31 protein-coding genes and 2 pseudogenes are annotated in these 24,724 nt (G+C 45.6%); all 33 read left to right on the plus strand.

Annotation, left to right across the window (positions count from 1 at the left end; all coding sequences use genetic code 11):
* The first annotated feature begins 58 nt into the window (after nucleotides 1-58).
* A pseudogene (gene proB / locus ACERC5_RS03315) lies at nucleotides 59-1,123 on the plus strand (glutamate 5-kinase).
* 10 nt (nucleotides 1,124-1,133) lie between these two features.
* The gene (locus ACERC5_RS03320; RefSeq protein WP_373660158.1) at nucleotides 1,134-2,375 is read left to right on the plus strand and encodes a glutamate-5-semialdehyde dehydrogenase; all 1,242 of its coding nucleotides are present in this window, start codon (nucleotides 1,134-1,136) and stop codon (nucleotides 2,373-2,375) included.
* Between the two features lie 9 nt (nucleotides 2,376-2,384).
* Nucleotides 2,385-3,212, plus strand: a complete 828-nt coding sequence (gene proC, locus ACERC5_RS03325) for a pyrroline-5-carboxylate reductase (protein ID WP_373658505.1) — start codon at nucleotides 2,385-2,387, stop codon at nucleotides 3,210-3,212.
* A gap of 613 nt (nucleotides 3,213-3,825) precedes the next feature.
* A complete protein-coding gene (thrS, locus tag ACERC5_RS03330) occupies nucleotides 3,826-5,763 on the plus strand; it encodes a threonine--tRNA ligase (protein ID WP_373658506.1) in 1,938 nt (645 codons plus the stop codon).
* Nucleotides 5,764-5,829: 66 nt separating this feature from the next.
* The gene (locus tag ACERC5_RS03335) at nucleotides 5,830-6,138 is read left to right on the plus strand and encodes a DUF4299 family protein (protein ID WP_373658507.1); all 309 of its coding nucleotides are present in this window, start codon (nucleotides 5,830-5,832) and stop codon (nucleotides 6,136-6,138) included.
* 277 nt (nucleotides 6,139-6,415) lie between these two features.
* Nucleotides 6,416-6,922, plus strand: coding sequence for an aromatic acid exporter family protein (locus ACERC5_RS03340; protein WP_373658508.1), 507 nt, complete (start codon nucleotides 6,416-6,418; stop codon nucleotides 6,920-6,922).
* 79 nt (nucleotides 6,923-7,001) lie between these two features.
* Nucleotides 7,002-7,370, plus strand: coding sequence for a MerR family transcriptional regulator (locus ACERC5_RS03345; RefSeq protein ID WP_373658509.1), 369 nt, complete (start codon nucleotides 7,002-7,004; stop codon nucleotides 7,368-7,370).
* 20 nt (nucleotides 7,371-7,390) lie between these two features.
* Nucleotides 7,391-8,734, plus strand: coding sequence for a type I glutamate--ammonia ligase (gene glnA / locus ACERC5_RS03350; RefSeq protein WP_373658510.1), 1,344 nt, complete (start codon nucleotides 7,391-7,393; stop codon nucleotides 8,732-8,734).
* A 98-nt stretch (nucleotides 8,735-8,832) separates the two neighbouring features.
* Nucleotides 8,833-10,059: an MFS transporter gene (locus tag ACERC5_RS03355; RefSeq protein WP_373658511.1), complete on the plus strand. Its 1,227-nt coding sequence runs from the start codon at nucleotides 8,833-8,835 to the stop codon at nucleotides 10,057-10,059.
* Between the two features lie 34 nt (nucleotides 10,060-10,093).
* Nucleotides 10,094-10,222 (plus strand): annotated as a pseudogene (locus ACERC5_RS03360) (hypothetical protein); the annotation flags it as partial.
* Nucleotides 10,223-10,474: 252 nt separating this feature from the next.
* Entirely contained in the window at nucleotides 10,475-11,323 is an 849-nt protein-coding gene (locus ACERC5_RS03365) for an aldo/keto reductase (protein WP_373658512.1), read from the plus strand.
* Nucleotides 11,324-11,561: 238 nt separating this feature from the next.
* Nucleotides 11,562-12,056, plus strand: a complete 495-nt coding sequence (locus ACERC5_RS03370) for a helix-turn-helix domain-containing protein (protein WP_373658513.1) — start codon at nucleotides 11,562-11,564, stop codon at nucleotides 12,054-12,056.
* Between the two features lie 87 nt (nucleotides 12,057-12,143).
* Entirely contained in the window at nucleotides 12,144-12,416 is a 273-nt protein-coding gene (locus ACERC5_RS03375; protein WP_373658514.1) for an RNA-binding S4 domain-containing protein, read from the plus strand.
* Nucleotides 12,403-12,774, plus strand: a complete 372-nt coding sequence (locus tag ACERC5_RS03380) for a septum formation initiator family protein (protein WP_373658515.1) — start codon at nucleotides 12,403-12,405, stop codon at nucleotides 12,772-12,774. Before ACERC5_RS03375 ends, ACERC5_RS03380 begins: the two co-directional genes overlap by 14 nt.
* The gene (locus ACERC5_RS03385; RefSeq protein WP_373658516.1) at nucleotides 12,774-12,881 is read left to right on the plus strand and encodes an SP_0009 family protein; all 108 of its coding nucleotides are present in this window, start codon (nucleotides 12,774-12,776) and stop codon (nucleotides 12,879-12,881) included. Before ACERC5_RS03380 ends, ACERC5_RS03385 begins: the two co-directional genes overlap by 1 nt.
* Before the next feature lie 12 nt (nucleotides 12,882-12,893).
* Nucleotides 12,894-14,162, plus strand: a complete 1,269-nt coding sequence (locus ACERC5_RS03390; RefSeq protein WP_373660159.1) for a serine hydrolase — start codon at nucleotides 12,894-12,896, stop codon at nucleotides 14,160-14,162.
* Nucleotides 14,163-15,446, plus strand: coding sequence for a tRNA lysidine(34) synthetase TilS (gene tilS, locus ACERC5_RS03395; protein ID WP_373658519.1), 1,284 nt, complete (start codon nucleotides 14,163-14,165; stop codon nucleotides 15,444-15,446).
* Nucleotides 15,427-15,969, plus strand: coding sequence for a hypoxanthine phosphoribosyltransferase (gene hpt, locus ACERC5_RS03400; RefSeq protein WP_018368190.1), 543 nt, complete (start codon nucleotides 15,427-15,429; stop codon nucleotides 15,967-15,969). The genes tilS and hpt overlap by 20 nt, the downstream gene beginning before the upstream one ends.
* 14 nt (nucleotides 15,970-15,983) lie before the next feature.
* On the plus strand, nucleotides 15,984-17,957 hold the full coding sequence (gene ftsH, locus ACERC5_RS03405) for an ATP-dependent zinc metalloprotease FtsH (RefSeq protein WP_373660160.1): 1,974 nt from the start codon (nucleotides 15,984-15,986) through the stop codon (nucleotides 17,955-17,957).
* 90 nt (nucleotides 17,958-18,047) lie between these two features.
* Entirely contained in the window at nucleotides 18,048-18,302 is a 255-nt protein-coding gene (locus ACERC5_RS03410; RefSeq protein WP_018368192.1) for a hypothetical protein, read from the plus strand.
* A gap of 266 nt (nucleotides 18,303-18,568) precedes the next feature.
* Nucleotides 18,569-18,877, plus strand: a complete 309-nt coding sequence (rpsJ, locus tag ACERC5_RS03415) for a 30S ribosomal protein S10 (protein WP_018368193.1) — start codon at nucleotides 18,569-18,571, stop codon at nucleotides 18,875-18,877.
* A 104-nt stretch (nucleotides 18,878-18,981) separates the two neighbouring features.
* Nucleotides 18,982-19,608 carry a 50S ribosomal protein L3 gene (gene rplC / locus ACERC5_RS03420; RefSeq protein ID WP_373658521.1) on the plus strand — a complete coding sequence of 209 codons (627 nt, stop codon included), beginning with the start codon at nucleotides 18,982-18,984 and terminating at the stop codon, nucleotides 19,606-19,608.
* Nucleotides 19,609-19,632: 24 nt separating this feature from the next.
* Entirely contained in the window at nucleotides 19,633-20,256 is a 624-nt protein-coding gene (gene rplD, locus ACERC5_RS03425; protein WP_018368195.1) for a 50S ribosomal protein L4, read from the plus strand.
* Nucleotides 20,256-20,552, plus strand: coding sequence for a 50S ribosomal protein L23 (locus tag ACERC5_RS03430; RefSeq protein WP_018368196.1), 297 nt, complete (start codon nucleotides 20,256-20,258; stop codon nucleotides 20,550-20,552). Before rplD ends, ACERC5_RS03430 begins: the two co-directional genes overlap by 1 nt.
* A gap of 17 nt (nucleotides 20,553-20,569) precedes the next feature.
* A complete protein-coding gene (gene rplB, locus ACERC5_RS03435) occupies nucleotides 20,570-21,403 on the plus strand; it encodes a 50S ribosomal protein L2 (protein WP_373658522.1) in 834 nt (277 codons plus the stop codon).
* A 312-nt stretch (nucleotides 21,404-21,715) separates the two neighbouring features.
* Nucleotides 21,716-21,997, plus strand: coding sequence for a 30S ribosomal protein S19 (gene rpsS, locus ACERC5_RS03440; protein ID WP_000533766.1), 282 nt, complete (start codon nucleotides 21,716-21,718; stop codon nucleotides 21,995-21,997).
* A gap of 15 nt (nucleotides 21,998-22,012) precedes the next feature.
* Nucleotides 22,013-22,357, plus strand: a complete 345-nt coding sequence (gene rplV / locus ACERC5_RS03445; protein WP_018368198.1) for a 50S ribosomal protein L22 — start codon at nucleotides 22,013-22,015, stop codon at nucleotides 22,355-22,357.
* Nucleotides 22,358-22,369: 12 nt separating this feature from the next.
* Nucleotides 22,370-23,023, plus strand: a complete 654-nt coding sequence (gene rpsC, locus ACERC5_RS03450) for a 30S ribosomal protein S3 (RefSeq protein WP_018368199.1) — start codon at nucleotides 22,370-22,372, stop codon at nucleotides 23,021-23,023.
* Nucleotides 23,024-23,026: 3 nt separating this feature from the next.
* Nucleotides 23,027-23,440: a 50S ribosomal protein L16 gene (rplP, locus tag ACERC5_RS03455; protein ID WP_018368200.1), complete on the plus strand. Its 414-nt coding sequence runs from the start codon at nucleotides 23,027-23,029 to the stop codon at nucleotides 23,438-23,440.
* A 10-nt stretch (nucleotides 23,441-23,450) separates the two neighbouring features.
* Complete coding sequence (gene rpmC / locus ACERC5_RS03460; RefSeq protein ID WP_018368201.1) at nucleotides 23,451-23,657, plus strand: 50S ribosomal protein L29; 207 nt, start codon at nucleotides 23,451-23,453, stop codon at nucleotides 23,655-23,657.
* 22 nt (nucleotides 23,658-23,679) lie between these two features.
* Nucleotides 23,680-23,940 carry a 30S ribosomal protein S17 gene (rpsQ, locus tag ACERC5_RS03465; protein WP_000440801.1) on the plus strand — a complete coding sequence of 87 codons (261 nt, stop codon included), beginning with the start codon at nucleotides 23,680-23,682 and terminating at the stop codon, nucleotides 23,938-23,940.
* 21 nt (nucleotides 23,941-23,961) lie between these two features.
* A complete protein-coding gene (rplN, locus tag ACERC5_RS03470; RefSeq protein ID WP_018368202.1) occupies nucleotides 23,962-24,330 on the plus strand; it encodes a 50S ribosomal protein L14 in 369 nt (122 codons plus the stop codon).
* A 73-nt stretch (nucleotides 24,331-24,403) separates the two neighbouring features.
* Complete coding sequence (gene rplX / locus ACERC5_RS03475; RefSeq protein WP_373660161.1) at nucleotides 24,404-24,709, plus strand: 50S ribosomal protein L24; 306 nt, start codon at nucleotides 24,404-24,406, stop codon at nucleotides 24,707-24,709.
* The last annotated feature ends 15 nt before the right edge of the window (nucleotides 24,710-24,724 follow it).

A 24,724-nucleotide genomic window follows, 5' to 3' on the forward strand; every position in this document is an offset into this window, starting at 1 on the left:
AACCCCTAAAAAGATGGTATACTGGTTTAACACATGCTAGGAAAGAAGAGAGATGAGAATGACAGACGCTACGATTGTTTTTAAGGTCGGGACCAGCTCCATTACCCAAGAAAATGGAACCATTGACCGCATTAAAATTGCCCGTTTAACCAATCAGTTGGCCCAGCTTCATCAAAAAGGCTATCAGGTGGTCTTGGTGACATCAGGGTCGATTGCGGCGGGTTTTCGTCGTTTGGGCTTTGATAAATGTCCGACCAAGATTGCGGAAAAACAGGCCAGCGCAGCGGTTGGTCAGGGCTTGCTGATTGAAGAGTATACTCAAAACTTCATGAAAGATGGGATTGTGTCGGCGCAGGTCTTGCTGACGCAGGATGATTTTGCAGATTCCAGACGCTATCAGAACGCTTCGAAAGCTCTGCAGGTCTTATTGCGCCAGCGAGCCATTCCCATCATCAATGAAAATGACACGGTTGCCATCGAGGAAATCAAGGTTGGGGACAACGATAACCTGTCGGCGCAGGTGGCGTCCTTGCTCAAGGCAGACTTGCTGGTGCTGTTGACAGATGTGGATGCTCTCTATACAGACAATCCTACCAGCAATCCCCATGCCCAGCATATTCCCGTCGTAGATCAGGTGACGCAAGAACTCTTTGAAATGGCAGCGGGTGCAGGCTCCTCCAATGGTACAGGTGGCATGACGACCAAGTTGCAGGCCGCTTAGTTAGCGACCAAGTCAGGTGTTCCTGTCTTTATCTGCTCTTCCAAAACGGATACAGCTCTCTTAGAAGCGGTCACACAGACCAATCGTGGCACTCTCTTCTTAACGGATGAGCATGCCATGACCCAACGCAAGCAATGGCTAGCTTTCTATGCTCGGACAGACGCAGCTGTTGTGATTGATGGCGGAGCTGCTCAAGCCATGGTAGAGGAAGGGCGCAGTTTATTGGTCGCCGGTATTCAAGACGTCAGAGGGCATTTTGAAGTTGGTGACATCGTCGCTGTCTATCAAGAAAACGAAGAGCAGCTCATCGGAAAAGGTCGGGTGAAGTGGTCTGCACAGGCGTTGACCACCAAACAGGCAGAAGGGGTCTTTATCCATCGCAATGACTGGGTAACCCTGTAGGAGGAACATCATGCACACAACACAAGCATTACTCGATTCGTTAGTGGACCACAAGCTGGCCATCAATCTAGCAGATACCGCACAAAAAAACGCTGCTCTAGCTGCCATGGCTGACCAATTGGAAGCAGACACGGATCAGATTTTAGCAGCCAATGCCAAGGACATGCTAGCAGCCCAAGGCAAGATTAGCTCGGTCATGCAGGACAGGTTGCTTCTGACAGCGGAGCGGATTAAGGAGATGGCAGATGGGATTCGTACCTTGATTGCCCTGCCTGATCCTGTCGGTCTGACCTTGGAAGAAACACGGTTAGACAATGGTCTGATCATTGAAAAACGCTCACAGCCCTTTGGTGTGATTGGTATGATTTATGAAAGCCGTCCTAATGTGACGTCTGACGCAGCAGCCTTGGCGATCAAAAGTGGCAATGCGGTGATTCTGCGTGGTGGCAAGGAGACCTTTGCGTCTGCCAAAGCCATTGTGACAGCTCTCAAGGCAGGTTTAGTGGCGGCGGGACTGCCGGCTGAAGTTATTGAGCTGGTAGAGGATACCAGTCGTCAGTCTGCGCTAGAGCTGATGACGGCCAAGGGCAAGCTGGATTTGCTGGTGCCACGCGGTGGCGCAGGGCTGATTCAAGCTGTCGTGGAGCAGGCAACAGTGCCTGTCATTGAGACAGGAACAGGGATTTGCCGTGTCTATGTGGACAAGGCTGCTGATCTTGAGATGGCCGTTAGGGTTGTCACCAATGCTAAGACCAGTCGTCCGTCTGTCTGCAATGCAGCGGAGGTTCTGTTGGTTCACCAAGACCTTGCGGCAACCTTTTTGCCTGAGTTAGAAGGAGCACTTGGAGGACAGGTCGCGTTTCGGGCAGATGAAAAAGCTGCGTCCTATCTACAATTCACTCAACCTGTACAAGCCGAGGATTTTGATACAGAATTTTTGGATTATATTTTAGTGGTCAAGGTAGTGGCAAACGCCGATGAGGCCATCGCCCATATCGCCCAGCACTCGACGGGTCATAGCGAAGCCGTTGTAACTGCTGATACAGCAACAGCAGAGCGCTTTACCCAGCAAGTGGATGCCGCAGCAGTCTATGTCAATGCCTCTACCCGCTTTACAGATGGTGGGCAGTTTGGACTGGACTGTGAGCTGGGGATTTCGACGCAAAAAATGCACGCCAGAGGTCCTATGGGCTTGCGGGAGATGACGACCTACAAGTACATTATTCGTGGCAATGGGCAGATCAGGCAGTAGGAGGGATAGATGGAGGTTGGATTTATCGGTTTGGGCAATATGGGAGCTAGTCTGGCTCGAGCAGTCGCTCAAGTGCCTGATGTCACAGTCCTTTTGAGCCAGCATAATCTGGAAAAAGCCAAGGCTGTGCAGGCGAGCATTGGTGGGGAGCTTATGACCAATAGTGGCCTTGTTTCTCAAGCGGACGTCATTTTTCTTGGGGTCAAACCCCAGCAAGTGCCGACTGTTTTGGAGGAGTTAGAAGCGGTCATTCAGAAACGCCCAGAGGTCATCTGGGTATCTATGGCAGCTGGTCTGACCTTGGCACAGCTTGCGGATTACCTCCCCACTCAACGTTTGGTGCGCATCATGCCCAACACCCCTGTCGCTATCGGTCAAGGGATGACCACTCTTTCCAGTCACGATGCAGCAGCTCAGCAGCTCGTGCAGGACTTGCTGGCTGCTTCTGGTAAGGTATTCCCTTTGCCAGAAGCTCAGATGGATGCTGCGACTGCTATCGCAGGCTGTGGTCCAGCCTTTGTCTATACCTTTATTGAGGCGTTGGCAGATGCAGGAGTGACTCATGGTTTGCCCAGACAGCTGGCACTGGAACTAGCAGGACAAACCCTTGTCGGAGCAGGGGAGTTGACCCTAGAAAGCAGTGACCACCCAGCCCAGCTGCGAGATGCTGTCTGCTCCCCAGGGGGAGCGACTATTGCAGGTGTCCTTGCACTAGAAGAGCATGGTTTTCGCCACGCGACCCAATCAGCTGTCACCGCAGCGCTTTATCGGACAAAAGCACTATCATCAGATGCTCGATGGGTGGTTTGCACAAAATATGCACTATTCAGTGATTAAAAATACAGGCTCTCACTTTGTTGAATAACGGCTACTGATTGTTTTCTTAATTTTTAAAGACTTCCTCATCAGCCCCACCAAGAGATGTGTAGCCGCCATTTACCAAAGAAAAAGCATCTATGACGGCCATGCAGGCAAGAATGTTTCATAAAATGAGCAGAAGAGCTTGAAATCATCAGCGAATCCTGCTATACTGTTGGGTAGAGACATATCATTCCTAGGAAATCTTTGAGAGAGCGTGCGGTTGCTGGAAAGTACGCAGAGGATAGGTCTGACACTACTCGGTATCATTTTATGCAAACATAAAAGGGTGGTTCCCTTATCGCCAAACATGAGGTTCATGGCTATTTGTCATGGATAAATGAAGGTGGAACCACGTTACGACGTCCTTTTGTGAGGGCGTCGTTTATTTAGTTTGACGTTAGCTTAAATGCTCACGTCTCTAAAAAAGAATGAAAAAATATAGAAAGGAACTGAAGGGTCAAGCTCGTATTCATTCTAACTGAATACGGGTTACTGACGGCGGAAAAAAGATAAATCTCCCTAGAAGCTAGCTTATGTGGTTGATTTCCTATTTTTCTGAGTCCGTTTAACACCCTTTATATCTTAAACGATGATTAATATTACTTTCCCAGATGGTGCGGTGCGTGAATACGCCAAAGGCACAACAACTTATGACATTGCTCACTCTAACAGCCCTGGTTTGGCGAAAAAAGCTTTGGCTGGTAAGCACAATGGTATCTTGATTGACACCGTGCGTCCGATTGAGGAAGATGGCAGCCTTGAAATCGTCATGGCTGACCACGAGGATGCCTTGGACTTGCTCCGCCACTCCGCCGCTCACGTCTTTGCCCAAGCGGCTCGCCGTCTCTTCCCTAACCTGCGTTTGGGGATTGGTCCTGCCATTGAAAATGGCTTCTACTATGACACGGACAATGGTGAGGGGCAGCAAATTTCCAATGAAGATTTGGAAGCTATCGAAAAAGAGATGGCCAAGATTGTTCAAGAAAACCACCCATGCATCCGTGAGGAAATCACCAAAGAAGAAGCGCTGGATCTCTTTGCGGACGACCCATACAAGCTGGAGTTGATTAAGGAACATGCGGACAAGGGCTTGACCGTTTACCGTCAGGGCGAATTTGTCGACCTCTGCCGTGGCCCGCACGTGCCGTCAACAGGTCGTGTACAGGTCTTTAAGCTCCTCAATGTAGCTGGTGCGTACTGGCGGGGCAATTCTGACAATGCCATGATGCAGCGGGTTTACGGGACAGCTTGGTTTGACAAGAAAGACCTAAGGAGCTACCTGCAAATGCGGGAAGAAGCCAAAGAGCGTGACCACCGTAAACTTGGTAAGGAATTGGACCTTTTCATGATTTCCCAAGAAGTCGGACAAGGTCTGCCGTTTTGGTTGCCAAATGGGGCGACTATCCGTCGTGAGCTAGAGCGCTACATCGTGGATAAGGAGTTGGCGTCTGGCTACCAGCATGTTTATACGCCACCGCTTGCCAGCGTTGACCTCTACAAAACCTCAGGTCACTGGGATCATTATCATGAGGACATGTTCCCTGTCATGGACATGGGAGATGGGGAAGAGTTTGTCCTGCGTCCGATGAACTGTCCGCACCACATTCAGGTCTTCAAGCACCATGTGCACTCTTACCGCGAGTTGCCAATCCGCATCGCCGAAATCGGCATGATGCACCGCTACGAGAAATCAGGTGCCCTGTCAGGTCTCCAGCGGGTGCGGGAAATGTCCCTCAACGACGGTCACTTGTTTGTCACTCCAGAGCAGATTCAGGAAGAATTCCAAAAAGCCCTGCAACTCATCATTGATGTCTATGCAGACTTTAACCTGACCGAGTACCGCTTCCGTCTGTCTCTACGTGACCCAGAGGACAAGGAAAAATACTTCGACGACGACCAGATGTGGGAGAATGCTCAAGGCATGCTGAAAGCTGCCCTTGATGAAATGGATGTGGACTACTTTGAAGCCGAAGGCGAAGCAGCCTTCTACGGGCCGAAGTTGGACATTCAGGTTAAAACCGCCCTTGGAAACGAGGAAACCCTGTCCACCATTCAGCTGGACTTCCTTTTGCCAGAACGCTTTGACCTCAAGTACATCGGCGCAGATGGCGAAATGCACCGCCCTGTTATGATTCACCGTGGGGTCATTTCAACCATGGAACGCTTTACCGCTATCTTGATTGAAACTTATAAAGGTGCCTTCCCAACTTGGTTAGCGCCACAACAGGTAACAGTGATTCCGATTTCCAACGACGCCCACGCGGATTACGCTTGGGAAGTGGCAAAAGCCCTCAAAGACCGCGGTGTCCGTGCTGAGGTCGATGAGCGCAATGAGAAGATGCAGTACAAGATTCGTGCGTCACAGACCAGCAAGATTCCGTATCAGCTGATTGTCGGGGACAAGGAGCAGGCAGACCGTGCGGTTAATGTCCGCCGCTACGGCTCAAAAGAAACCGAAACGGTTGCCCTTGACAGCTTTGTGGAGAGCATCTTGGCAGATATCGCGAGAAAGTCGCGTAAGGATTAATGAGAGGCTTAAAAACCTGCGATTGCAGGTTTTTAGTTGGTATAATTTGGTAAGGAGGAATTTAATATGGGATTGTTTGACCGTTTTTTCAAAAAATCAGAACCAGATTCAGTTTCTAGAGATTATCAGAATGTAGATCCTTACCTAGCTCAACCACAGTTTTATCAAGACCAAGATAGCAAGACCTTTGGTAGCTTTGCGCTAACAGAAGGGACCTTGACCCTCTTGCCTCATGCGCCTGAGACCAGTTATGCTGTAGATGGTCAGTCCATCAGTGATTACCGCTTAGCCCTGATTAGTACCAGCCGTGACGACCTGATTGGGATTATCGACTTCCAGGCTGCCCTTCTCTTGTTGAGGGAAATGGCTGTGTAGACAACAGATACCCATCTACTCTTGCCGCCTTTAAGCCTTGAAGAACTTGAACATATCGCAACAAAGGCAACAGCATAATGTTTGAGTAGCTTGTTTTTGTTTAGTGCCGATGGGTTTCCATGACCTCAGCATTGCAAACTGTCTGATTAGACATTACGGATTTTCTGAAAAATCTCGACAAGACTTTCAACAGGTTTGACGTTGCAAGTCTTTTTTTGTTCGAGAGAGATGGTCGCCTAAACGATCAATGCCAACCAAGTTATGGTATAATGAACATATGAGGTTCAAATTTGATAAAAGTAAATTGAAAATTGGCATGCGCACGGCTAAGACTGGTTTAGCGGTTTTTTTAGTGTTGACCATTTTTGGCTGGCTAGACTGGGAAGGAGCTCAGATTGCAGCCTTGACCGCTGTCTTTAGTCTGCGTGAAGACTTTGATAAGAGCCTGTCCTTCGGGGCATCCCGTATTTTGGGCAATACCATAGGTGGGCTGTTAGCCTTGGTGTTTTATGTGGTGAGTGGCTGGTTTGGGCACCATCCGCTTGTTGGCATTATCTTGCTGCCAGTGTTAACCATGTTGACGATTGTGTTAAATGTCGCACTGACAAACGTGTCAGGGGTCATTGGTTCAGTCTCTGCTTTGCTGATTATCTCCTTGGCGGCACCTGCTGGTAGCACGTCGCTCTACGTTGTTACCAGAGTTTTTCAGACTTTTGTTGGAGTTTTTGTTACTATTTTGGTAAATGGCGATTTGGCAACATGGAAAAATATGCTTAAAAAATAGACTCATGTCATAAATTATAACATGAGTCTATTGACATTTTTGGGCAATACTTTTATAATGAGTTAAGGAGGAGAACATCATGAAAGAGAAGGAATTTCGCCGGTCGTTAGCTGTTTTTCCAATCGGTAGTGTGATGAAGTTGACGGACCTGACCGCACGACAGATTCGTTATTATGAAGATCAGGAGTTGTTAACGCCTGAACGCACAGACAGCAATAGACGACTATATTCGTTGAACGATATGGACAGGCTCTTGGAAATCAAGGATTTTATTGCTGAGGGGTTAAATATTGCTGCCATAAAGAGAGAGTATGCTCAGCGTGAACAGCAGTTTGTTCAACTAAAACCATCTCTAACAGATGATGATGTGCGGCGCATTTTGCGAGATGAATTGCAGTCGCAGAGTCGATTTTCGACATCATCCACACCGTTTTCTCATAGAGGTTAGATTTTCAAAGAGGAGTAGTTATGACCATCACTAAAGCGGATATTCTCCGACAAGTTGAAGAAAAAAATGTCACGTTCTTACGTTTAATGTTTACAGATATTCTAGGAACGATGAAAAACGTTGAAATTCCTGCAACGCCAGAACAGCTAGAAAAAGTGTTATCAAATAAAGCCATGTTTGACGGTTCCTCCATCGAAGGATTTGTCCGGATCAATGAGTCTGACATGTACCTTTACCCCGACTTGGATACCTGGATTGTTTTTCCTTGGGGAGATGAGAATGGTGCGGTGGCAGGTCTGATTTGCGATGTTTATACAGCCGAGGGTGAGCCTTTTGCTGGAGATCCGCGTGGCAATTTGAAACGAGCGCTATCGCATATGAAAGAGCTAGGCTACACTTCCTTTAACCTTGGTCCAGAGCCTGAGTTTTTCCTCTTTAAGCTAGACGAAAAAGGAGCTCCGACCCTGGAAGTCAATGATAAGGGTGGGTATTTTGATTTAGCACCGACAGATTTGGCGGACAATACCCGACGCGAGATTGTCAACGTCTTGACCCAGATGGGGTTTGAAGTCGAAGCTAGCCATCACGAATGTGCTGTCGGTCAGCACGAGATTGATTTCAAGTATGCCGATGTCCTGAAAGCCTGTGATAATATTCAGTTATTCAAGCTGGTTGTTAAAACGATCGCCCGTAAGCACGGCATGTATGCGACCTTTATGGCCAAACCCAAATACGGCATTGCTGGTTCAGGAATGCACTGCAACATGTCCCTTTTTAATGAGCAGGGCAACGCATTTGAAGATCCAAAAGACCCAAGGGGAATGGGGCTGTCACAAGACGCTTATTACTTCCTTGGTGGCTTGATGGCACATGCTTATAGCTACACTGCCATTACCAATCCAACGGTGAACTCCTATAAACGTCTGGTCCCAGGTTTTGAGGCGCCTGTCTATATCGCTTGGGCTGGTCGCAATCGTTCACCACTCATTCGTGTTCCTGCTAGCCGAGGAATGGGGACACGGCTGGAGCTACGTTCGGTTGATCCGACAGCCAACCCTTACCTGGCTATGGCGGTCTTACTTGAGGCTGGTTTGGATGGGATTGTTAATCAGATTGAAGCACCTAAGCCGGTTGAGACTAATATTTATGGCATGTCCAGAGAGGAGCGACGTGCGGCAGGCATTATTGATTTGCCGTCAACCTTGCACAATGCCCTAAAAGCACTCCGAACATCTGATGTTGTTCGCTCTGCCTTGGGAGAGCATATCTTTACCAATTTTTATGAGGCCAAGCGCATCGAGTGGGCAAGCTATGCCAGTTTTGTTTCCCAGTGGGAAATTGATAATTACCTCGATTTGTATTAAACCCAGTTAACCAATTAACGATAGGATAATCGGCGGGAGTGGCTTTCAGCCGCTTTTTGTGTTAAAATGGGAAGAAACAATAGTTTAGAAAGATAACCATGACAGAATTTTTCTCTTTACCCAAGCAACTCCAATGGCGAGAAGGTTTGCGGTTTGTTTCCATTATCTTAGGCTCTGCTATTTTTCCCTTTATGTCCATGTATTACGTCCAGTATTTTGGGGCTTTTGTGACGGGGCTTTTAGTCATGGGCACTCAGGCGGCCAGCTTTATCGCCATTCTTTATGGCGGCCACTTGGCAGACTCGCTGGGGCGTAAAACAGTAACGGATTGGGGCAATCTAGGTGTTTTGATTGGCTACCTGGTGACCTTATTTGCTAATATTCCTGGTCAGGTTCAGCCGCTATTAACCTTTGTTGGGATTTTTACGGTGGAAGTTTTTTCCAACTTTGCCCATCCTGCCTATGATGCCATGATCGTTGATTTAACTAATGAGGGGAATCGTCGTTTTGTTTACACCATTAGTTATTGGATTCTCAATGTGGCGGTGATGCTGGGATCAGGTGTTGCTGGTGCCTTTTATGACAAACACTTCTTTGAATTGCTCTTGGCCATGACAGGTATTGCGGCTGTCACTTATCTCATCATGCTCTGGAAGTTTGAGGAGACCAGGCCGGCTGATTTTGTGTTTCATCACGGTCAGGGGCTACTTTCCACCTTCAAGAACTATGGTGAGGTGGTTAAGGATTGCGCGTTTATAGTGTACACGTTTGGAGTCGTCCTTTTTTCGGCGGTCTGGACTCAAATTGACAACTATATTCCCATTCATTACAAAACCATCTACCAGCCGACGGTGGTCTTTGGCATTGAGATAACTGGGGCAAAATTGCTGAGCTTAGCAGTTTTAATCAACACAATCATGATTGTGTTTCTGATGACAACAGCTAACCGTTGGACTAAACCGATGAAACTGATTCCTCAGTTGGTCTTAGGAGGGACGATTTTTGCGGTGGGTATCTTTTCGGCCTTTACCTTCAAAAACCTCTGGTTGATTTTGTTGTCAGCTGTCGTTTATACGGTAGGTGAGATGATCAATGTTCCAGCTAGTCAAGTCTTACGGGCAGACATGATGGATCAGAATAAAATTGGCTCCTATTCGGGCTTTATTGCCATGGCTCACCCAATTGGTTACATCCTTGCAGGTAGTATGGTTTCCCTGAGTGAATTTACTGGGGTGTTGGGTGTTCAAATTAGTTTTGTTTTGGTGGCTAGCTTAGGTCTTTTCTTGATTGTTCAGGGGGCAAAAATGAAAGGCATTGCTCGCTAGCCTCAATCAAACATTACTCGGATGATAAACTGCTGATGCTGTTCGCTCTGCCTTGGGAGAACATATCTTTACCGATTTTTATGAGGCCAAGCGCATCGAGTGGGCAAGCTATGCCAGCTTTGTTTCCCAGTGGGAAATTGATCATTACCTTGATTTGTATTAAATTTGCACTAATCTATACCATTTATCTTGTGGTTGATTGCCTGCAGGTAGATGGTTTTTTTGATTGGCTGTTAGGCAATCGGTCAGCTGTTCTAACGCTAGCTTAATCTCGAAGGCAAAATAGCTATTTTAATCGGTTGATAGCTGGTGAAAAGAAAATTATCACTCATTCCAAGAACGTTTACGATACCACTTTCTTGCCTCTGCTCGGCAATTAACCTATAATAGACCTATCAGTAACAGGAGGTTTTAGATGGAACATTATACATTGACAAACGGCGTTGCTATTCCAAAGATTGGCTTTGGAACCTGGCAGATTCCAGAGGGCGAGGTTGCCTATGAGGCAGTAAAAAATGCTCTTGCAGTAGGCTATAGGCATATTGACACAGCGCAGATTTATGGCAATGAGCGCTCGGTTGGTCGTGCCATTGCAGACAGCAATCTGGCGCGTGAGGACATTTTCTTGACGACCAAAGTCTGGAATGATAAGCAAGACTATGACAGTGCGAGGGACTCTGTGCTAGAGTCCATGGATAAGCTGGGTGTCAGTTATCTGGACATGGTACTGATCCACTGGCCAAATCCTAAGAGCCTCCGTGATCAGGATGCTGAGGGTTGGCGGAACCGTAACGCCCAAGTCTGGTCTGCTTTGGAAGACCTCTATGAGGAAGGTAAGATCCGAGCAATTGGTGTGTCAAACTTCATGCCCCACCACATTGAGGCTTTGCTTGAGACGGCTGATATTATCCCTCATGTCAATCAGGTGCTCCTAGCGCCAGGCACTACTCAGGAGGAGTTGGTTGCCCTTTGTCAGCAGCATGGTATCTTGCTGGAGGCGTATAGTCCTTTTGGAACTGGAACGCTTTTTGGGAACCCTCTTGTGGAGGAAATGGCAGAGCGCTACCAGGTACCTGTTGGTAAGCTTGCCTTGGCGTGGTCGCTGCAAAAAGGCTTCCTTCCTCTTCCTAAATCAGCTACTCCAGCCAACATCGCAGCCAACCTCGACTGCTTTGGTCTGACCCTCAGCGCAGCAGATATTGCTATACTGGATAAATTGGACGGTGTGAAGAGCCAGTCCAATCCAGATGAGGTTAATTTTTAACAAGTGAGAAAGGTTTACAACATTGTCAAGGTTGTAAACCTTTTTGTCACTAAAAACAGCCCTTGTCAAAGCCTTTTGTCACAGAAAAGCCTCCCTGACAAAGGAATTTTGTGGTAAACTGGGAGGAAAAGCGGTAATCTGGTATCACCAAGGAGGACATCACAATGGAACTACAAGGCAGACTAGTGTCACTTAGAAAAGAAAACTTAGAAAAGAAAGGGGGTTATCACAGGAAGAGTTGGCGGAGAAACTTTATGTGTCACGTCAAACCATTTCCAACTGGGAGAGGGGGCAAACCTATCCCGACATCAATAGCCTGCTCTTGATAGCGACCTATTTTGATGTGTCCTTGGATGATTTAGTAAAAGGAGACATTGATGAGATGAAGCATCAAGTAAATCAAAAACAATTCAAAAAATGGGTGTTTATTGCTGGTATTTCCTTCTTTATCTTTTCTATCGCTTATCCCACAAGATTTTTGTTGACAGGTACTCAATTTACTCTTTTAATTAGCCTGTTAGCGATTCCTGTCATTCATGCACATGCGCAGATTTTTCATATCTGGAAAAGTCAAGATTTTAGAACCTATGCTGATATTCTCAACTTCTTGGACAATAAGAAAAAACATGAGCCCAGTGTTCGTGGGGATATTTGGTTCACGGTAAAATTGATTTTCTCCATCTGGTTGATTTTCTTTGCAGGTACAGCTGTGTCGGCATTATTATTCTGGTAAAAGTGAGTTTAGGCTCACTTTTTCTGCGTTTAGCTCTGCTATTTTTCCAAAAAAGTGATAAAATAGGATAGTTAGGGAGGTGAACCCATGAGATTAGATAAGTATTTGAAGGTGTCGCGGATTATCAAGCGGCGGACAGTTGCCAAGGAAGTCGCAGACAAGGGACGAATCAAGGTCAATGGCATCTTGGCAAAATCGTCAACGGACTTGAAAATAAATGACGAGGTGGAAATCCGCTTTGGGAACAAGCTCTTGACCGTGCGTGTTCTGGAGATGCTGGACAGTACCAAGAAAGAAGACGCGAGCAAGATGTACGACATCATCAGCGAAACGAGGATAGAGGATCATGAAGACGTCTAAAGTTGTCCAAATCAATAATGAGTTTATCCAAGACGAGCAACTAAAGAGGCGTTATCAGGCTGAGGAGACGAAAAAACACCACCGTTTCTTAGGTGTTACCATGGTGCTGATTGTCCTGCTCTTTATCCTGCCAACCTACAATATGGTGGCCAGTTACGTCAAACTCAATGAAAAAAAAGCTGAAATTGAGACGCTCAAGCAGACTTATAAAGACGTCCAAACTGAGACGGCCAAGCAAAAAGAGTTGGCACGGCGGCTACAAAATGAAGAATATGTTGAAAAATACGCTCGCGCCAAATACTATTATTCACTAGAAGGTGAGACGGTCTATCTCTTGCCTGATTTATTACCAAAATAATGGACGATTTAATTAAAACAATTGAAAAATTTCTGGCTTACTCAGATGACAAGCTGGAAGAATTAGCTGAGAAGAACCAAGCACTGAGAGAACAGACTGACACATAGGAAGGAGGAGCTGTGAAAAAACTGTTAGCACTGATGGTTCTGCCTGTTTTTTTGGCACCTCTGACCATCATTAGCACAGAGCACGAGCTCGTTTTGACCGAGGCTGAAAAAAAGAGTTTTCTAGCACGGACATCAGATTTTTCGACGATTCCAAAGAATCCTCGCCTCTTTCAAGAGACACGGGCTTATCTGGATAAAAACCTAACCGAGTTTGGTCAGCTGGTATCTGCTGATGAGTCTCTTGTCATTAAGGAGTTAATCATCAACGACAACCTCTTGCCGGTTTTCAAGCTAGCCGATGGTCACTTTATCGAAGCCAGTCAGTTGGTGGTGTTTGATGATGTGGAGTTGAGTAGAGAACAGGTGTCACAGACCGTTTGGCTGAGAGCAGGGGCAACAGTCTATGATAAGCCCTACGTCATCGAGGCTAAGGAAGTCAAAACAGACTTGGTAGCCCGTCAGCAGCTACTCGTCACAGAACAAGCCACCACCCATGATGGGGTCTATTACCTGATTGCTGGTAAGGGTTGGGTATCGAGCGAAGAGCTGTACACTGATCCTATTGACGTTGTTCAAGCTCTGCTATTGGACAAGTACCAAAAAAACAACTTGTCTATTTACATTCAGCGTTTAGATGATGGTGCAGAAGCAGGCGTCAATGCTGAACAAGGGATGTATGGTGCCAGCATCACCAAACTAGCGACGATTTATGAGACCCAAAGACAGCTCAATGACGGTGCGATTAAGCTGTCAGATACCTTTAAGTACATACCAGAGGTCAATCGGTCTAGAGGATTTTATGACCCTGAAGGGGCTGGGAATATTAGCAAGATACCAGACGGCAAGGACTATACCGTTGAGCACTTGTTAAAGGCTGTGACCAAGCAATCAGATAATGTGGCAAGTAACATGCTAGGTTACTATGTTGCAGATCAGCTGAACAGGGCTTTTCAAACGGATATTTGGTTGTTGCTTGGTGATGAATGGGATATGGTGAAGCGGGAGTTATCAGCTAAGATAGCTGGACAGATGATGGCAGAGCTTTATCACCAGGGTGGAGAGGCGCTGACTTATATGACAGAGACAGCTTTTGATGATAGCCGTATCTCAAAAGACATCGCAGTCCCTGTTGCCCATAAAACAGGTGATGCCGATGAATTCCGTCATGATGTTGCCGTCGTCTATGCAGAGCGTCCCTTTGTTTTATCTATTCTGACCGCCCATAGTTCCTATGATGAGATCACTGCCATTGCTAATGACGTTTACAATCTATTGAAATAAATGAAGAAAAAACTATTAAAGCACTTCTTGGCTAAGGGCTATTTTACTCATCATCAACAGGTATTGGTTGCTGTTTCGGGAGGATTGGACTCCATGACCTTGCTCAATCTTCTTTATGATTGGCGTGAGGAGCTGGGGATTGAGCTGGGAATTGCTCATGTCAACCATCAGCAACGGCCTGAGTCAACTGACGAAGAAAACCATCTGCGTAGCTTGGCGGAGCGGTTGCAGTTGCCTATTTTTGTCGCTCATTTTTCAGGAGCTTTTTCAGAAGAAAAAGCACGTGATTTTCGGTATGCTTTTTTTTCTCATATCATGGCAGAGCAGGGCTATACTGCTTTGGTGACGGGGCATCATCGTGATGATCAGGTTGAAACGATTTTGATGAGGCTGTTGAGGGGGAGCCGCCTGCGGCATTTATCCGGGATAAAAGAGGTTCAATCCTTCGGGTACGGGCAACTGATTCGTCCCTTGCTTTCTTTTTCTAAGTCAGATTTTCCAGACAGCGAACACTTTGAAGACCAGTCTAATCAAGAGTCTACTTATACCCGAAATCGTGTTCGTTTGGAGTATTTACCTTATTTGCGGCAGGAAAGTCCAAAACTTGACCAGCACTTGTTGGATCTAGGTCGAGAGAGTTTATTACTTTTGACAGCCCTGTCTGATTTATCCCAGGGTTTGTCTGCGACAGAGGTGTCGGTGTTCAGGCAGCAAACACCAGCCGTTCAGTATTTTCTGCTGCAAGATTACCTATCGTCTTTTGCTGATTTAGCCTTGAGTAAGGCTCAGTACCAACAAGTCTTGACTGTTTTAAGAACAAAAGCTAATTACCGTGCCCCATTAAAGAATGGCTACTGGCTGATAAAGGATTACAGCCATTGGCGAATCGAAAAAATCAATCCTGAGACGGATTTGCCTCAGCCACCCATCGTGTTAAACTATGGAGAAGAAGTGGTTTTCAATGATTTTTTGATTGCTTTTTCTGAAAATCAAGAGTCCACTTACTTGTTGCCAGATTCATCGGCCTTGCTCATACGGTCGCCTTTGGCTGGGGATAAGATTCAGCTCGGCCATTTTCACAAAAAACTATCGCGACTGTTTATCGATGATAAGCTACCGCTAAATGACCGCCATAAGGCTCTCGTGATAGAACAACACGGACAGATTGAAATCGTTGTGACCAGTGATAAAACTTATTTGAGAAAAGACCCGAAACGTGATATAATGAGGTTCAGTGTAACGATTGTAAGACAAGGAGACAAAGATGTTAGAGCAGGATATTAAAACAGTTCTTTATACCAATGAGCAGATTGTTGCGGAAGCCAAGCGCTTAGGGAAGCAACTGACCGAAGACTATGCCGGCAAAACGCCACTTCTGGTCGGTGTTCTAAAAGGTGCCATTCCTTTTATGGCTGAGTTAATTAAGCATATCGATACCCATGTTGAGTTAGATTTTATGGTGGTATCAAGCTATCATGGTGGCGTGTCTAGCAGTGGTGAAGTCAAAATTATCAAGGACGTTGATACTAATATCGAAGGGCGTGATGTGATTTTCGTCGAGGATATCATTGATACTGGTCGTACGCTGAGGTATCTGCGTGATATGTTTGAGTATAGGAAAGCTGCTTCTATCAAGATTGTGACTTTGATCGACAAGCCAGAAGCTAGGGTCATTGATATCCAAGCTGACTATGTTGGTTGCCGAGTACCCAATGAGTTTCTTGTCGGTTTTGGGCTTGACTATGAGGAAAAGTACCGTAACCTACCTTACATCGGTATCTTGAAAGAAGATGTTTATAACAAGTAATAGAAAGTGTTTAGATGAATAATAAAAAACCAAATGGCTTTGTCAGAAATCCATTTCTTTACATCATCACGATTGTAACCTTGATTTTTGGATTTCAGTATTTCTTTTTAGGAAATGGAACAACAAGCCAGAAGATAGACTACTCAACCTTGATTAAAACGATTGAGGAAGATAAAGTTAAAGACATTACCTATCAGCCTGCCGGTAGTGTGATTAAGGTCACCGGAACCTATAAGGAACCGCAAAAGGTCAAAGAAACAAGCGAACTTTCCTTTTTTGGAAGTCCAACTATTACGGTTGAAAAGTTTTCTGCTACCCTGTTGACCAGCGAGACTTCCTTGCAAACCATACAGGAAGCGACCAAGGGTAAAGAAACTAGCTTAAAGGTTATTCCTGAAAGCTCTACGGGAACATGGGTCTCTGTTTTGATGAGTTTCTTGCCACTTGTCCTCATGATGTTTTTCTTAACGACCATGATGGGTGGCGGTGCAGGAGGCGGTGGCCGCAATCCGATGAGCTTCGGTCGTAACAAAATCAAACCAGCTAACAAAGGCGATGTCAAAATCCGCTTCTCTGATGTTGCGGGTGCAGAAGAAGAAAAGCAAGAGCTGGTTGAAGTTGTTGATTTCCTTAAAAACCCTAAGAAATACAAGGATTTAGGTGCTCGGATTCCAGCAGGTATTCTCCTAGAGGGTCCTCCAGGAACAGGTAAAACCCTGCTTGCCAAAGCGGTGGCTGGTGAGGCAGGTGTTCCGTTTTTCTCAATCTCAGGGTCTGACTTTGTTGAGATGTTTGTCGGTGTCGGTGCTAGCCGTGTGCGTTCGCTCTTTGAAGACGCTAAAAAGGCAGAGCGTGCTATTATTTTCATCGATGAAATTGACGCGGTCGGTCGCCGACGTGGCGCAGGCATGGGAGGTGGTAATGACGAACGTGAACAAACCCTCAACCAGCTCTTGATTGAGATGGATGGTTTCGAAGGGAACGAAAGCATCATCGTCATCGCAGCGACCAACCGTTCAGATGTGCTGGATCCAGCTCTTTTGCGTCCGGGACGCTTTGACCGCAAAGTTTTGGTTGGACGACCAGATGTCAAAGGTCGCGAAGCTATTCTGCGTGTCCATGCTAAGAACAAGCCTCTGGCAGATGATGTTGATTTGAAAGTTGTTGCCCAACATACCCCAGGTTTTGTTGGTGCTGACCTAGAAAACGTCCTTAATGAAGCTGCCCTAGTTGCCGCACGTCGCAACAAGACCAAAATTGATGCCAGTGATATTGATGAAGCAGAAGATCGTGTCATTTCTGGTCCATCTAAAAAAGATAGGCAGCGCTCTAAACATCAAAATGAGGTGGTTGCTTATCACGAGGCTGGTCATACCGTTGTCGGTCTAGTCTTGTCCAATGCTCGCGATGTTCACAAGGTTACCATTGTTCCTCGTGGCCGTGCAGGTGGGTATATGCTCGCTCTTCCTAAAGAAGATGAGATGGTTCATTCTAAGGACGAGATGAAAGAGCAGTTGGCAGGTCTCATGGGTGGTCGTGTAGCAGAGCAACTCAAGTTTAACATCCAAACAGCAGGTGCTTCAAATGACCTTGAACAAGCGACTGGTCTGGCGCGTGCGATGGTCACCGAGTATGGAATGAGCGACAAACTTGGACCTGTTCAGTATCAGGGTAATCATGCTATCCTCCCAGGACAAGGGGTACCAGATAAGTCTTACTCTGATGAGACAGCACTTCTCATTGATGCTGAAGTCCGTCACCTTCTAACAGAAGCTATGGATAAGGCGACAGAGGTTATCACCGCTAACTTAGACAAGTTGGAAATCATTGCTCAGGCTTTGATTAAGCACGAAACTTTAGATGCAACCCAAATCAAATCGCTTTATGAAACAGGCAGTATGCCTAAGGATATGGACGAACAAGTTGAGGCGCCACATGCTTTATCCTATGATGAGATCAAAGAGCGTATGGCAAATGACGAGTCATAAATCATAACAGTTTAAACAGGACGGTTTTGTCCTGTTTTTTATTTTTAACAGTCGCTATAATTAAACCATCAACATCAAAAGGAGAAAATCATGCATTACACTTATTCTACTATTTCTACTTTAGAACTCCATTATTCAAAGGTTCAAGCGATTGTCCAACATATGCGAGCCTTATATGCTAAGAACTTGTGGCTGATTAGCGACTGGGACACAGAAGGGCAGTATGTTCTTACAGAGCTACTGAATAATTTTCCAGAGCTTAGTTACGATACTGTCCGATTGCAACTCGCCTTTAGAACGCACTTTGTGAAGCACCTTAGTACCATCTTGTTTTATCAGGATTAGTTGGGAGAAGGTCAAACAATGACTTGCTGACTTAGTCAGTGAGTCTTTTTTAATTAGAAGCAGGTTGTTTTATATTTTTTGTAAAAAAACAAGTCGAAACTCTTGCAATCTCCTAGCATATCTGGTAGAATACTAGGAGTGCTGTAAAAAACAGCCTTAGCCTTGAGCCAAGAGGTTGCGACACGCTCGGTTGCATTGCCACGCAACTCGTGTTGGTTTTCTTGGGGAGCTAGCCTATATCTTATATAGACGAAAAGGAGACAAAGATGGCAAACAAAAAAATCCGCATCCGCTTGAAAGCGTACGAACACCGTACTCTTGACACAGCAGCTGCAAAAATCGTAGAATCAGCTACTCGCACTGGTGCGACAGTTGCTGGTCCAGTACCACTTCCGACTGAGCGTAGCCTCTACACGATTATTCGTGCGACTCACAAGTACAAAGACTCTCGTGAGCAGTTCGAAATGCGTACCCACAAGCGTTTGATTGATATCATCAACCCAACTCAAAAAACAGTTGACGCTTTGATGAAACTTGATCTGCCAAGTGGTGTAAATGTCGAAATCAAACTTTAATTTGATGAGACGGAGCACGAAAAACGCTCCTAAAAAACTTTTTTGAGCATGAAAAACGCTCATTAAAAACTTTTTAATAAAATCTGAAAAGGAAACATGTTCTCATGACAAAAGGAATCTTAGGGAAAAAAGTGGGAATGACTCAAATCTTCACTGAAACTGGTGAATTTATCCCTGTTACTGTCATCGAAGCAGCACCAAACGTGGTGCTTCAAGTGAAAACTCTTGAGACAGACGGTTACGAAGCTGTCCAAGTTGGTTTTGATGACAAACGCGAAGTATTGAGCAACAAACCTGCCAAAGGTCACGCTGCAAAAGCAAACACGACTCCTAAGCGCTTCATTCGTGAATTCAAAAACATTGAAGGCTTGGAAGTTGGTCAAGAAATCACCGTTGAGCAATTTGCTGCCGGAGATGTTGTAGATGTTACTGGTACATCTAAAGGTAAAGGTTTCCAAGGCGTCATCAAACGCCACGGTCAATCTCGTGGTCCAATGGCTCACGGTTCTCGTTACCACCGTCGTCCAGGATCAATGGGTCCTGTAGCGCCTAACCGTGTCTTCAAAGGTAAAAACCTTGCAGGCCGTATGGGTGGCAACCGTGTGACGATTCAAAACCTTGAAATCGTACAAGTTATTCCAGAGAAAAACGTTCTTTTGATTAAAGGTAACGTTCCAGGTGCTAAGAAATCTCTTATCATCGTTAAATCAGCAGTCAAAGCTGCTAAATAATAAGGAAAGGGGAAATCAGTTAACATGGCAAATGTAAAATTATTCGACCAAACTGGTAAAGAGTTGAGCTCCATCGAGCTTAACCCAGCGGTGTTCGGCATCGAGCCAAATGAATCAGTTGTCTTTGATGTGATTATCAGCCAACGTGCTAGCCTTCGCCAAGGTACACACGCGGTTAAAAACCGTGCAGCCGTATCAGGCGGTGGTCGCAAACCATGGCGCCAAAAAGGAACTGGACGTGCCCGTCAAGGTTCAATCCGCTCACCACAATGGCGTGGCGGTGGTGTGGTTTTCGGACCAACTCCACGTTCATACGGCTATAAATTGCCGCAAAAAATGCGTCGCCTTGCTTTGAAATCAGTTTACTCAGCTAAAGTGGCTGAAGAGAAATTTGTAGCTGTAGATAGCCTTTCATTCGCAGCTCCAAAAACTGCTGAATTTGCAAACGTGCTTGCAGCTCTTGCTATCGATTCAAAAGTGCTTGTTATCCTTGAAGAAGGTAACAAATTCGCTGAATTGTCAGCTCGTAACATCCCAGGTGTTAAAGTGGCAACAGCTAAAACAGCAAGCGTGCTTGACATCGTTAACGCAGACAAACTTCTTGTTACTAAAGAAGCAATCTCTACCATCGAGGAGGTTCTTGCCTAATGAATTTGTATGACGTTATCAAAAAGCCAGTGATTACTGAGAAGTCTATGGTTGCTCTTGAAGCAGGTAAATACACCTTTGAAGTTGACACTCGCGCTCACAAATTGTTGATCAAACAAGCGATTGAAGCTGCTTTTGACGGTGTTAAAGTAGCAACTATCAACACAGTTAACGTGAAACCAAAAGCGAAACGCGTTGGTCGTTACGCAGGGTTCACTAGCAAAACGAAAAAAGCAATTGTGACGTTGACAGCTGACTCAAAAGCGATCGAGTTGTTCGCTGCTGAAGCGGAATAATCTAAGGAGGAAATCACGTGGGTATTAAAATTTATAAACCAACGACAAATGGCCGTCGTAACATGACTTCTTTGGATTTCGCTGACATCACAACAAACAAACCAGAGAAAAGCTTGCTTGTTTCACTGAAGAAAACAGCAGGCCGTAACAACGCTGGCCGCATCACAGTTCGCCACCACGGTGGAGGACACAAGCGCCACTACCGTTTGATTGACTTCAAACGTAACAAAGACAATGTTGAAGCAATTGTTAAGACCATCGAGTATGATCCAAACCGTTCTGCAAACATCGCTTTGGTTCATTACACAGACGGGATTAAAGCTTACATCATTGCGCCAAAAGGCTTGGAAGTAGGTCAACGCATCGTTTCTGGTCCCGAAGCGGACATTAAAACAGGTAACGCGTTGCCGCTTGCTAACATCCCAGTTGGTACAGTGATTCACAACATTGAGTTGAAGCCAGGTCGCGGTGGTGAATTAGTTCGTGCCGCTGGTACTTCTGCGCAAGTATTGGGTCACGAAGGTAAGTACACCCTTGTTCGCTTGCAATCAGGCGAAGTGCGCATGATCTTGTCAACTTGCCGTGCGACTATTGGTACAGTTGGTAACGGTGAACATTCACTCGTTAACATCGGTAAAGCAGGTCGTAACCGTTGGAAAGGCATCCGCCCAACTGTTCGTGGTTCTGTTATGAACCCTAACGATCACCCACACGGTGGTGGTGAAGGTAAAGCACCGGTTGGTCGAAAAGCGCCATCTACCCCTTGGGGTAAACCAGCTCTTGGTCTTAAAACTCGTAACAAAAAAGCACGTTCTAACAAGTTGATTGTTCGTCGTCGCAACGAAAAATAAGCTAAGAGTTAATTCCGTTATCTAGCTGTGGGTTGAGCTTGAAAAGACTGATTGGTTATCCAAAAAGCAACAAGAACAACTCAACCTCAGGACTTCCGCCAGCTCGGTAGGGTTTCTACTGGACTTGAAGTTCCAAGATTATCGTTTGATTGAAATGCCAGTTTGGCGCAGTAGTTGATTGCAGTTTCTAGTAGCTTCGCTACGTCGAAATTTCCAATCAACTGCGCATCGTCTGGACATTGAACATGGTCTTGTGACTCTGCCCAGTTCCCAGGCCGCTGTGGTACATATTTTAAAGGAGAACATTACAAAATGGGACGCAGTCTTAAAAAAGGACCTTTCGTCGATGAGCATTTGATGAAAAAAGTTGAAGCTCAAGCTAACGACGAGAAGAAAAAAGTTATCAAAACTTGGTCACGTCGTTCAACGATTTTCCCAAGCTTTATCGGCTACACAATCGCTGTATATGATGGTCGTAAACACGTGCCTGTATACATCCAAGAGGACATGGTAGGTCACAAACTTGGTGAATTTGCACCAACTCGTACCTACAAAGGTCACGCGGCAGACGACAAGAAAACACGTCGTAAATAATAGGAGGAGGAGACAATGGCAGAAATTACTTCAGCTAAAGCAATGGCTCGTACAGTCCGTGTTTCACCTCGTAAAACACGTCTTGTTCTTGACCTTATCCGTGGCAAACATGTTGCGGATGCCATCGCTATCTTGACATTCACACCAAACAAAGCAGCTGGTATCATCCTGAAAGTCTTGAACTCAGCTATCGCTAACGCTGAGAACAACTTCGGTTTAGAGAAAGCTAACTTGGTGATTTCTGAAACATTTGCAAACGAAGGACCAACAATGAAACGTTTCCGTCCACGTGCCAAAGGTTCAGCTTCACCAATCAACAAACGCACAACCCATATCACAGTGGTTGTGTCAGAAAAATAAGGAGGTAAGAACGTGGGTCAAAAAGTACATCCAATTGGTATGCGTGTTGGTATCATCCGTGACTGGGATGCCAAATGGTACGCTGATAAAGAATACGCAGATTACCTCCACGAGGATCTTGCAATCCGTAAATTCATCAACAAAGAGCTTGCTGAAGCATCAATTTCAACAATCGAAATTGAGCGTGCAGTGAACAAAGTTATCGTGTCTATCCACACTGCTAAACCAGGTATGGTTATCGGTAAGTCTGGTAGCAACGTTGACGCTCTGCGTGCTGAATTGAACAAATTGACTGGCAAACAAGTTCACATCAACATCATTGAGATCAAACAACCTGATCTTGATGCTCACTTGGTTGGTCTTAACATTGCTAAGCAACTTGAGCAACGTGTGGCTTTCCGTCGTGCTCAAAAACAAGCTATCCAACGGACGATGCGTGCCGGTGCAAAAGGAATTAAAACTCAGGTTTCAGGTCGTTTGAACGGTGCTGATATTGCCCGTAGCGAAGGTTACTCTGAAGGAACTGTTCCGCTTCACACCCTTCGTGCAGACATCGATTATGCTTGGGAAGAAGCTGACACCACTTACGGAAAACTAGGCGTTAAAGTTTGGATTTACCGTGGTGAAGTCTTGCCAGCTCGCAAAAACACTAAGGGAGGTAAATAACACATGTTAGTACCTAAACGTGTCAAACACCGTCGTGAGTTCCGCGGAAAAATGCGCGGCGAAGCTAAAGGCGGTAAACAAGTTGACTTTGGTGAATTTGGTCTTCAAGCAACAACTAGCTCATGGATCACCAACCGCCAAATCGAAGCTGCTCGTATTGCGATGACCCGTTACATGAAACGTGGTGGTAAGGTTTGGATCAAAATCTTCCCTCACAAATCATACACTGAAAAAGCAATCGGTGTGCGGATGGGTTCTGGTAAAGGTGCACCTGCAGGTTGGGTAGCGCCCGTGAAACGTGGCAAAGTGATGTTTGAAGTCGCAGGTGTTTCTGAAGAAATCGCTCGCGAAGCTTTCCGTCTTGCTGGTCACAAATTACCAGTTAAAGTGAAATTTATCAAGCGCGACGCAGAATAAGGAGAAGGCAATGAAACTTAAAGAAATTCAAGAATTTGTCAAAGAGCTTCGTGGTCTTTCTCAAGAAGAGCTTGCTAAAAAAGAAAACGAACTCAAAAAAGAATTATTTGACCTTCGTTTCCAAGCAGCAGCTGGTCAATTAGAGAAAACAGCTCGTTTGAAAGAAGTCAAAAAACAAATTGCCCGTATCAAAACGGTGCAATCTGAGTTGAACTAATAAATTGGGAAGGAGTATGTCAATGGAACGCAATAACCGTAAAGTTCTTGTTGGACGTGTCGTGTCTGACAAAATGGATAAAACCATCACTGTTGTAGTTGAAACCAAACGTAACCACCCAGTTTATGGTAAACGTATCAACTATTCTAAAAAATACAAAGCCCATGACGAAAACAATGTTGCTAAAGAAGGCGACATCGTTCGTATCATGGAAACTCGTCCCTTGTCAGCTACAAAACGCTTCCGCCTTGTAGAAGTTGTTGAAGAAGCTGTCATTATCTAAGCCTGAAAGGAGAACATTGGAATGATTCAACAGGAATCTCGTCTGAGAGTTGCAGACAACAGCGGCGCTCGCGAAATCTTGACTATCAAAGTTCTTGGTGGTTCAGGTCGTAAATTCGCTAACATCGGTGACGTTATCGTTGCTTCAGTAAAACAAGCTACTCCTGGTGGCGCTGTTAAAAAAGGTGACGTTGTCAAAGCTGTTATCGTACGTACAAAAACGGGTGCCCGTCGTCCAGATGGTTCATACATCAAGTTTGACGACAATGCTGCCGTTATCATCCGTGAGGACAAAAACCCTCGTGGTACTCGTATCTTCGGACCAGTTGCACGTGAATTGCGTGAAGGTGGCTTCATGAAGATTGTGTCATTGGCACCAGAAGTACTTTAATTTCAAACAAACGTAGTCCCCTGCGCTAGTCGCAGGGTGCCCGTTAGGGCGTAAGAAAATATAGGAGAAAAACATGTTTGTAAAAAAAGGCGACAAAGTTCGCGTAATCGCTGGTAAAGACAAAGGCAAAGAAGCCGTTGTTCTTCGCGCACTTCCAAAAGTTAACAAGGTTATCGTTGAAGGCGTAGCCCTTGTTAAAAAACACCAAAAACCAAACAACGACCTCCCTCAAGGTGGCGTTGTTGAAAAAGAAGCAGCTATCCATGTTTCAAACGTTCAAGTCTTGGACAAAAACGGCGTAGCTGGTCGTGTTGGTTACAAGTTTGTTGACGGCAAAAAAGTTCGTTACAACAAGAAATCAGGCGAGCTGCTTGACTAATCACGAAGGAAAGGA

The sequence above is a fragment of the Streptococcus sp. E24BD genome, from assembly GCF_041807825.1.
Lineage (GTDB): Bacteria > Bacillota > Bacilli > Lactobacillales > Streptococcaceae > Streptococcus > Streptococcus entericus.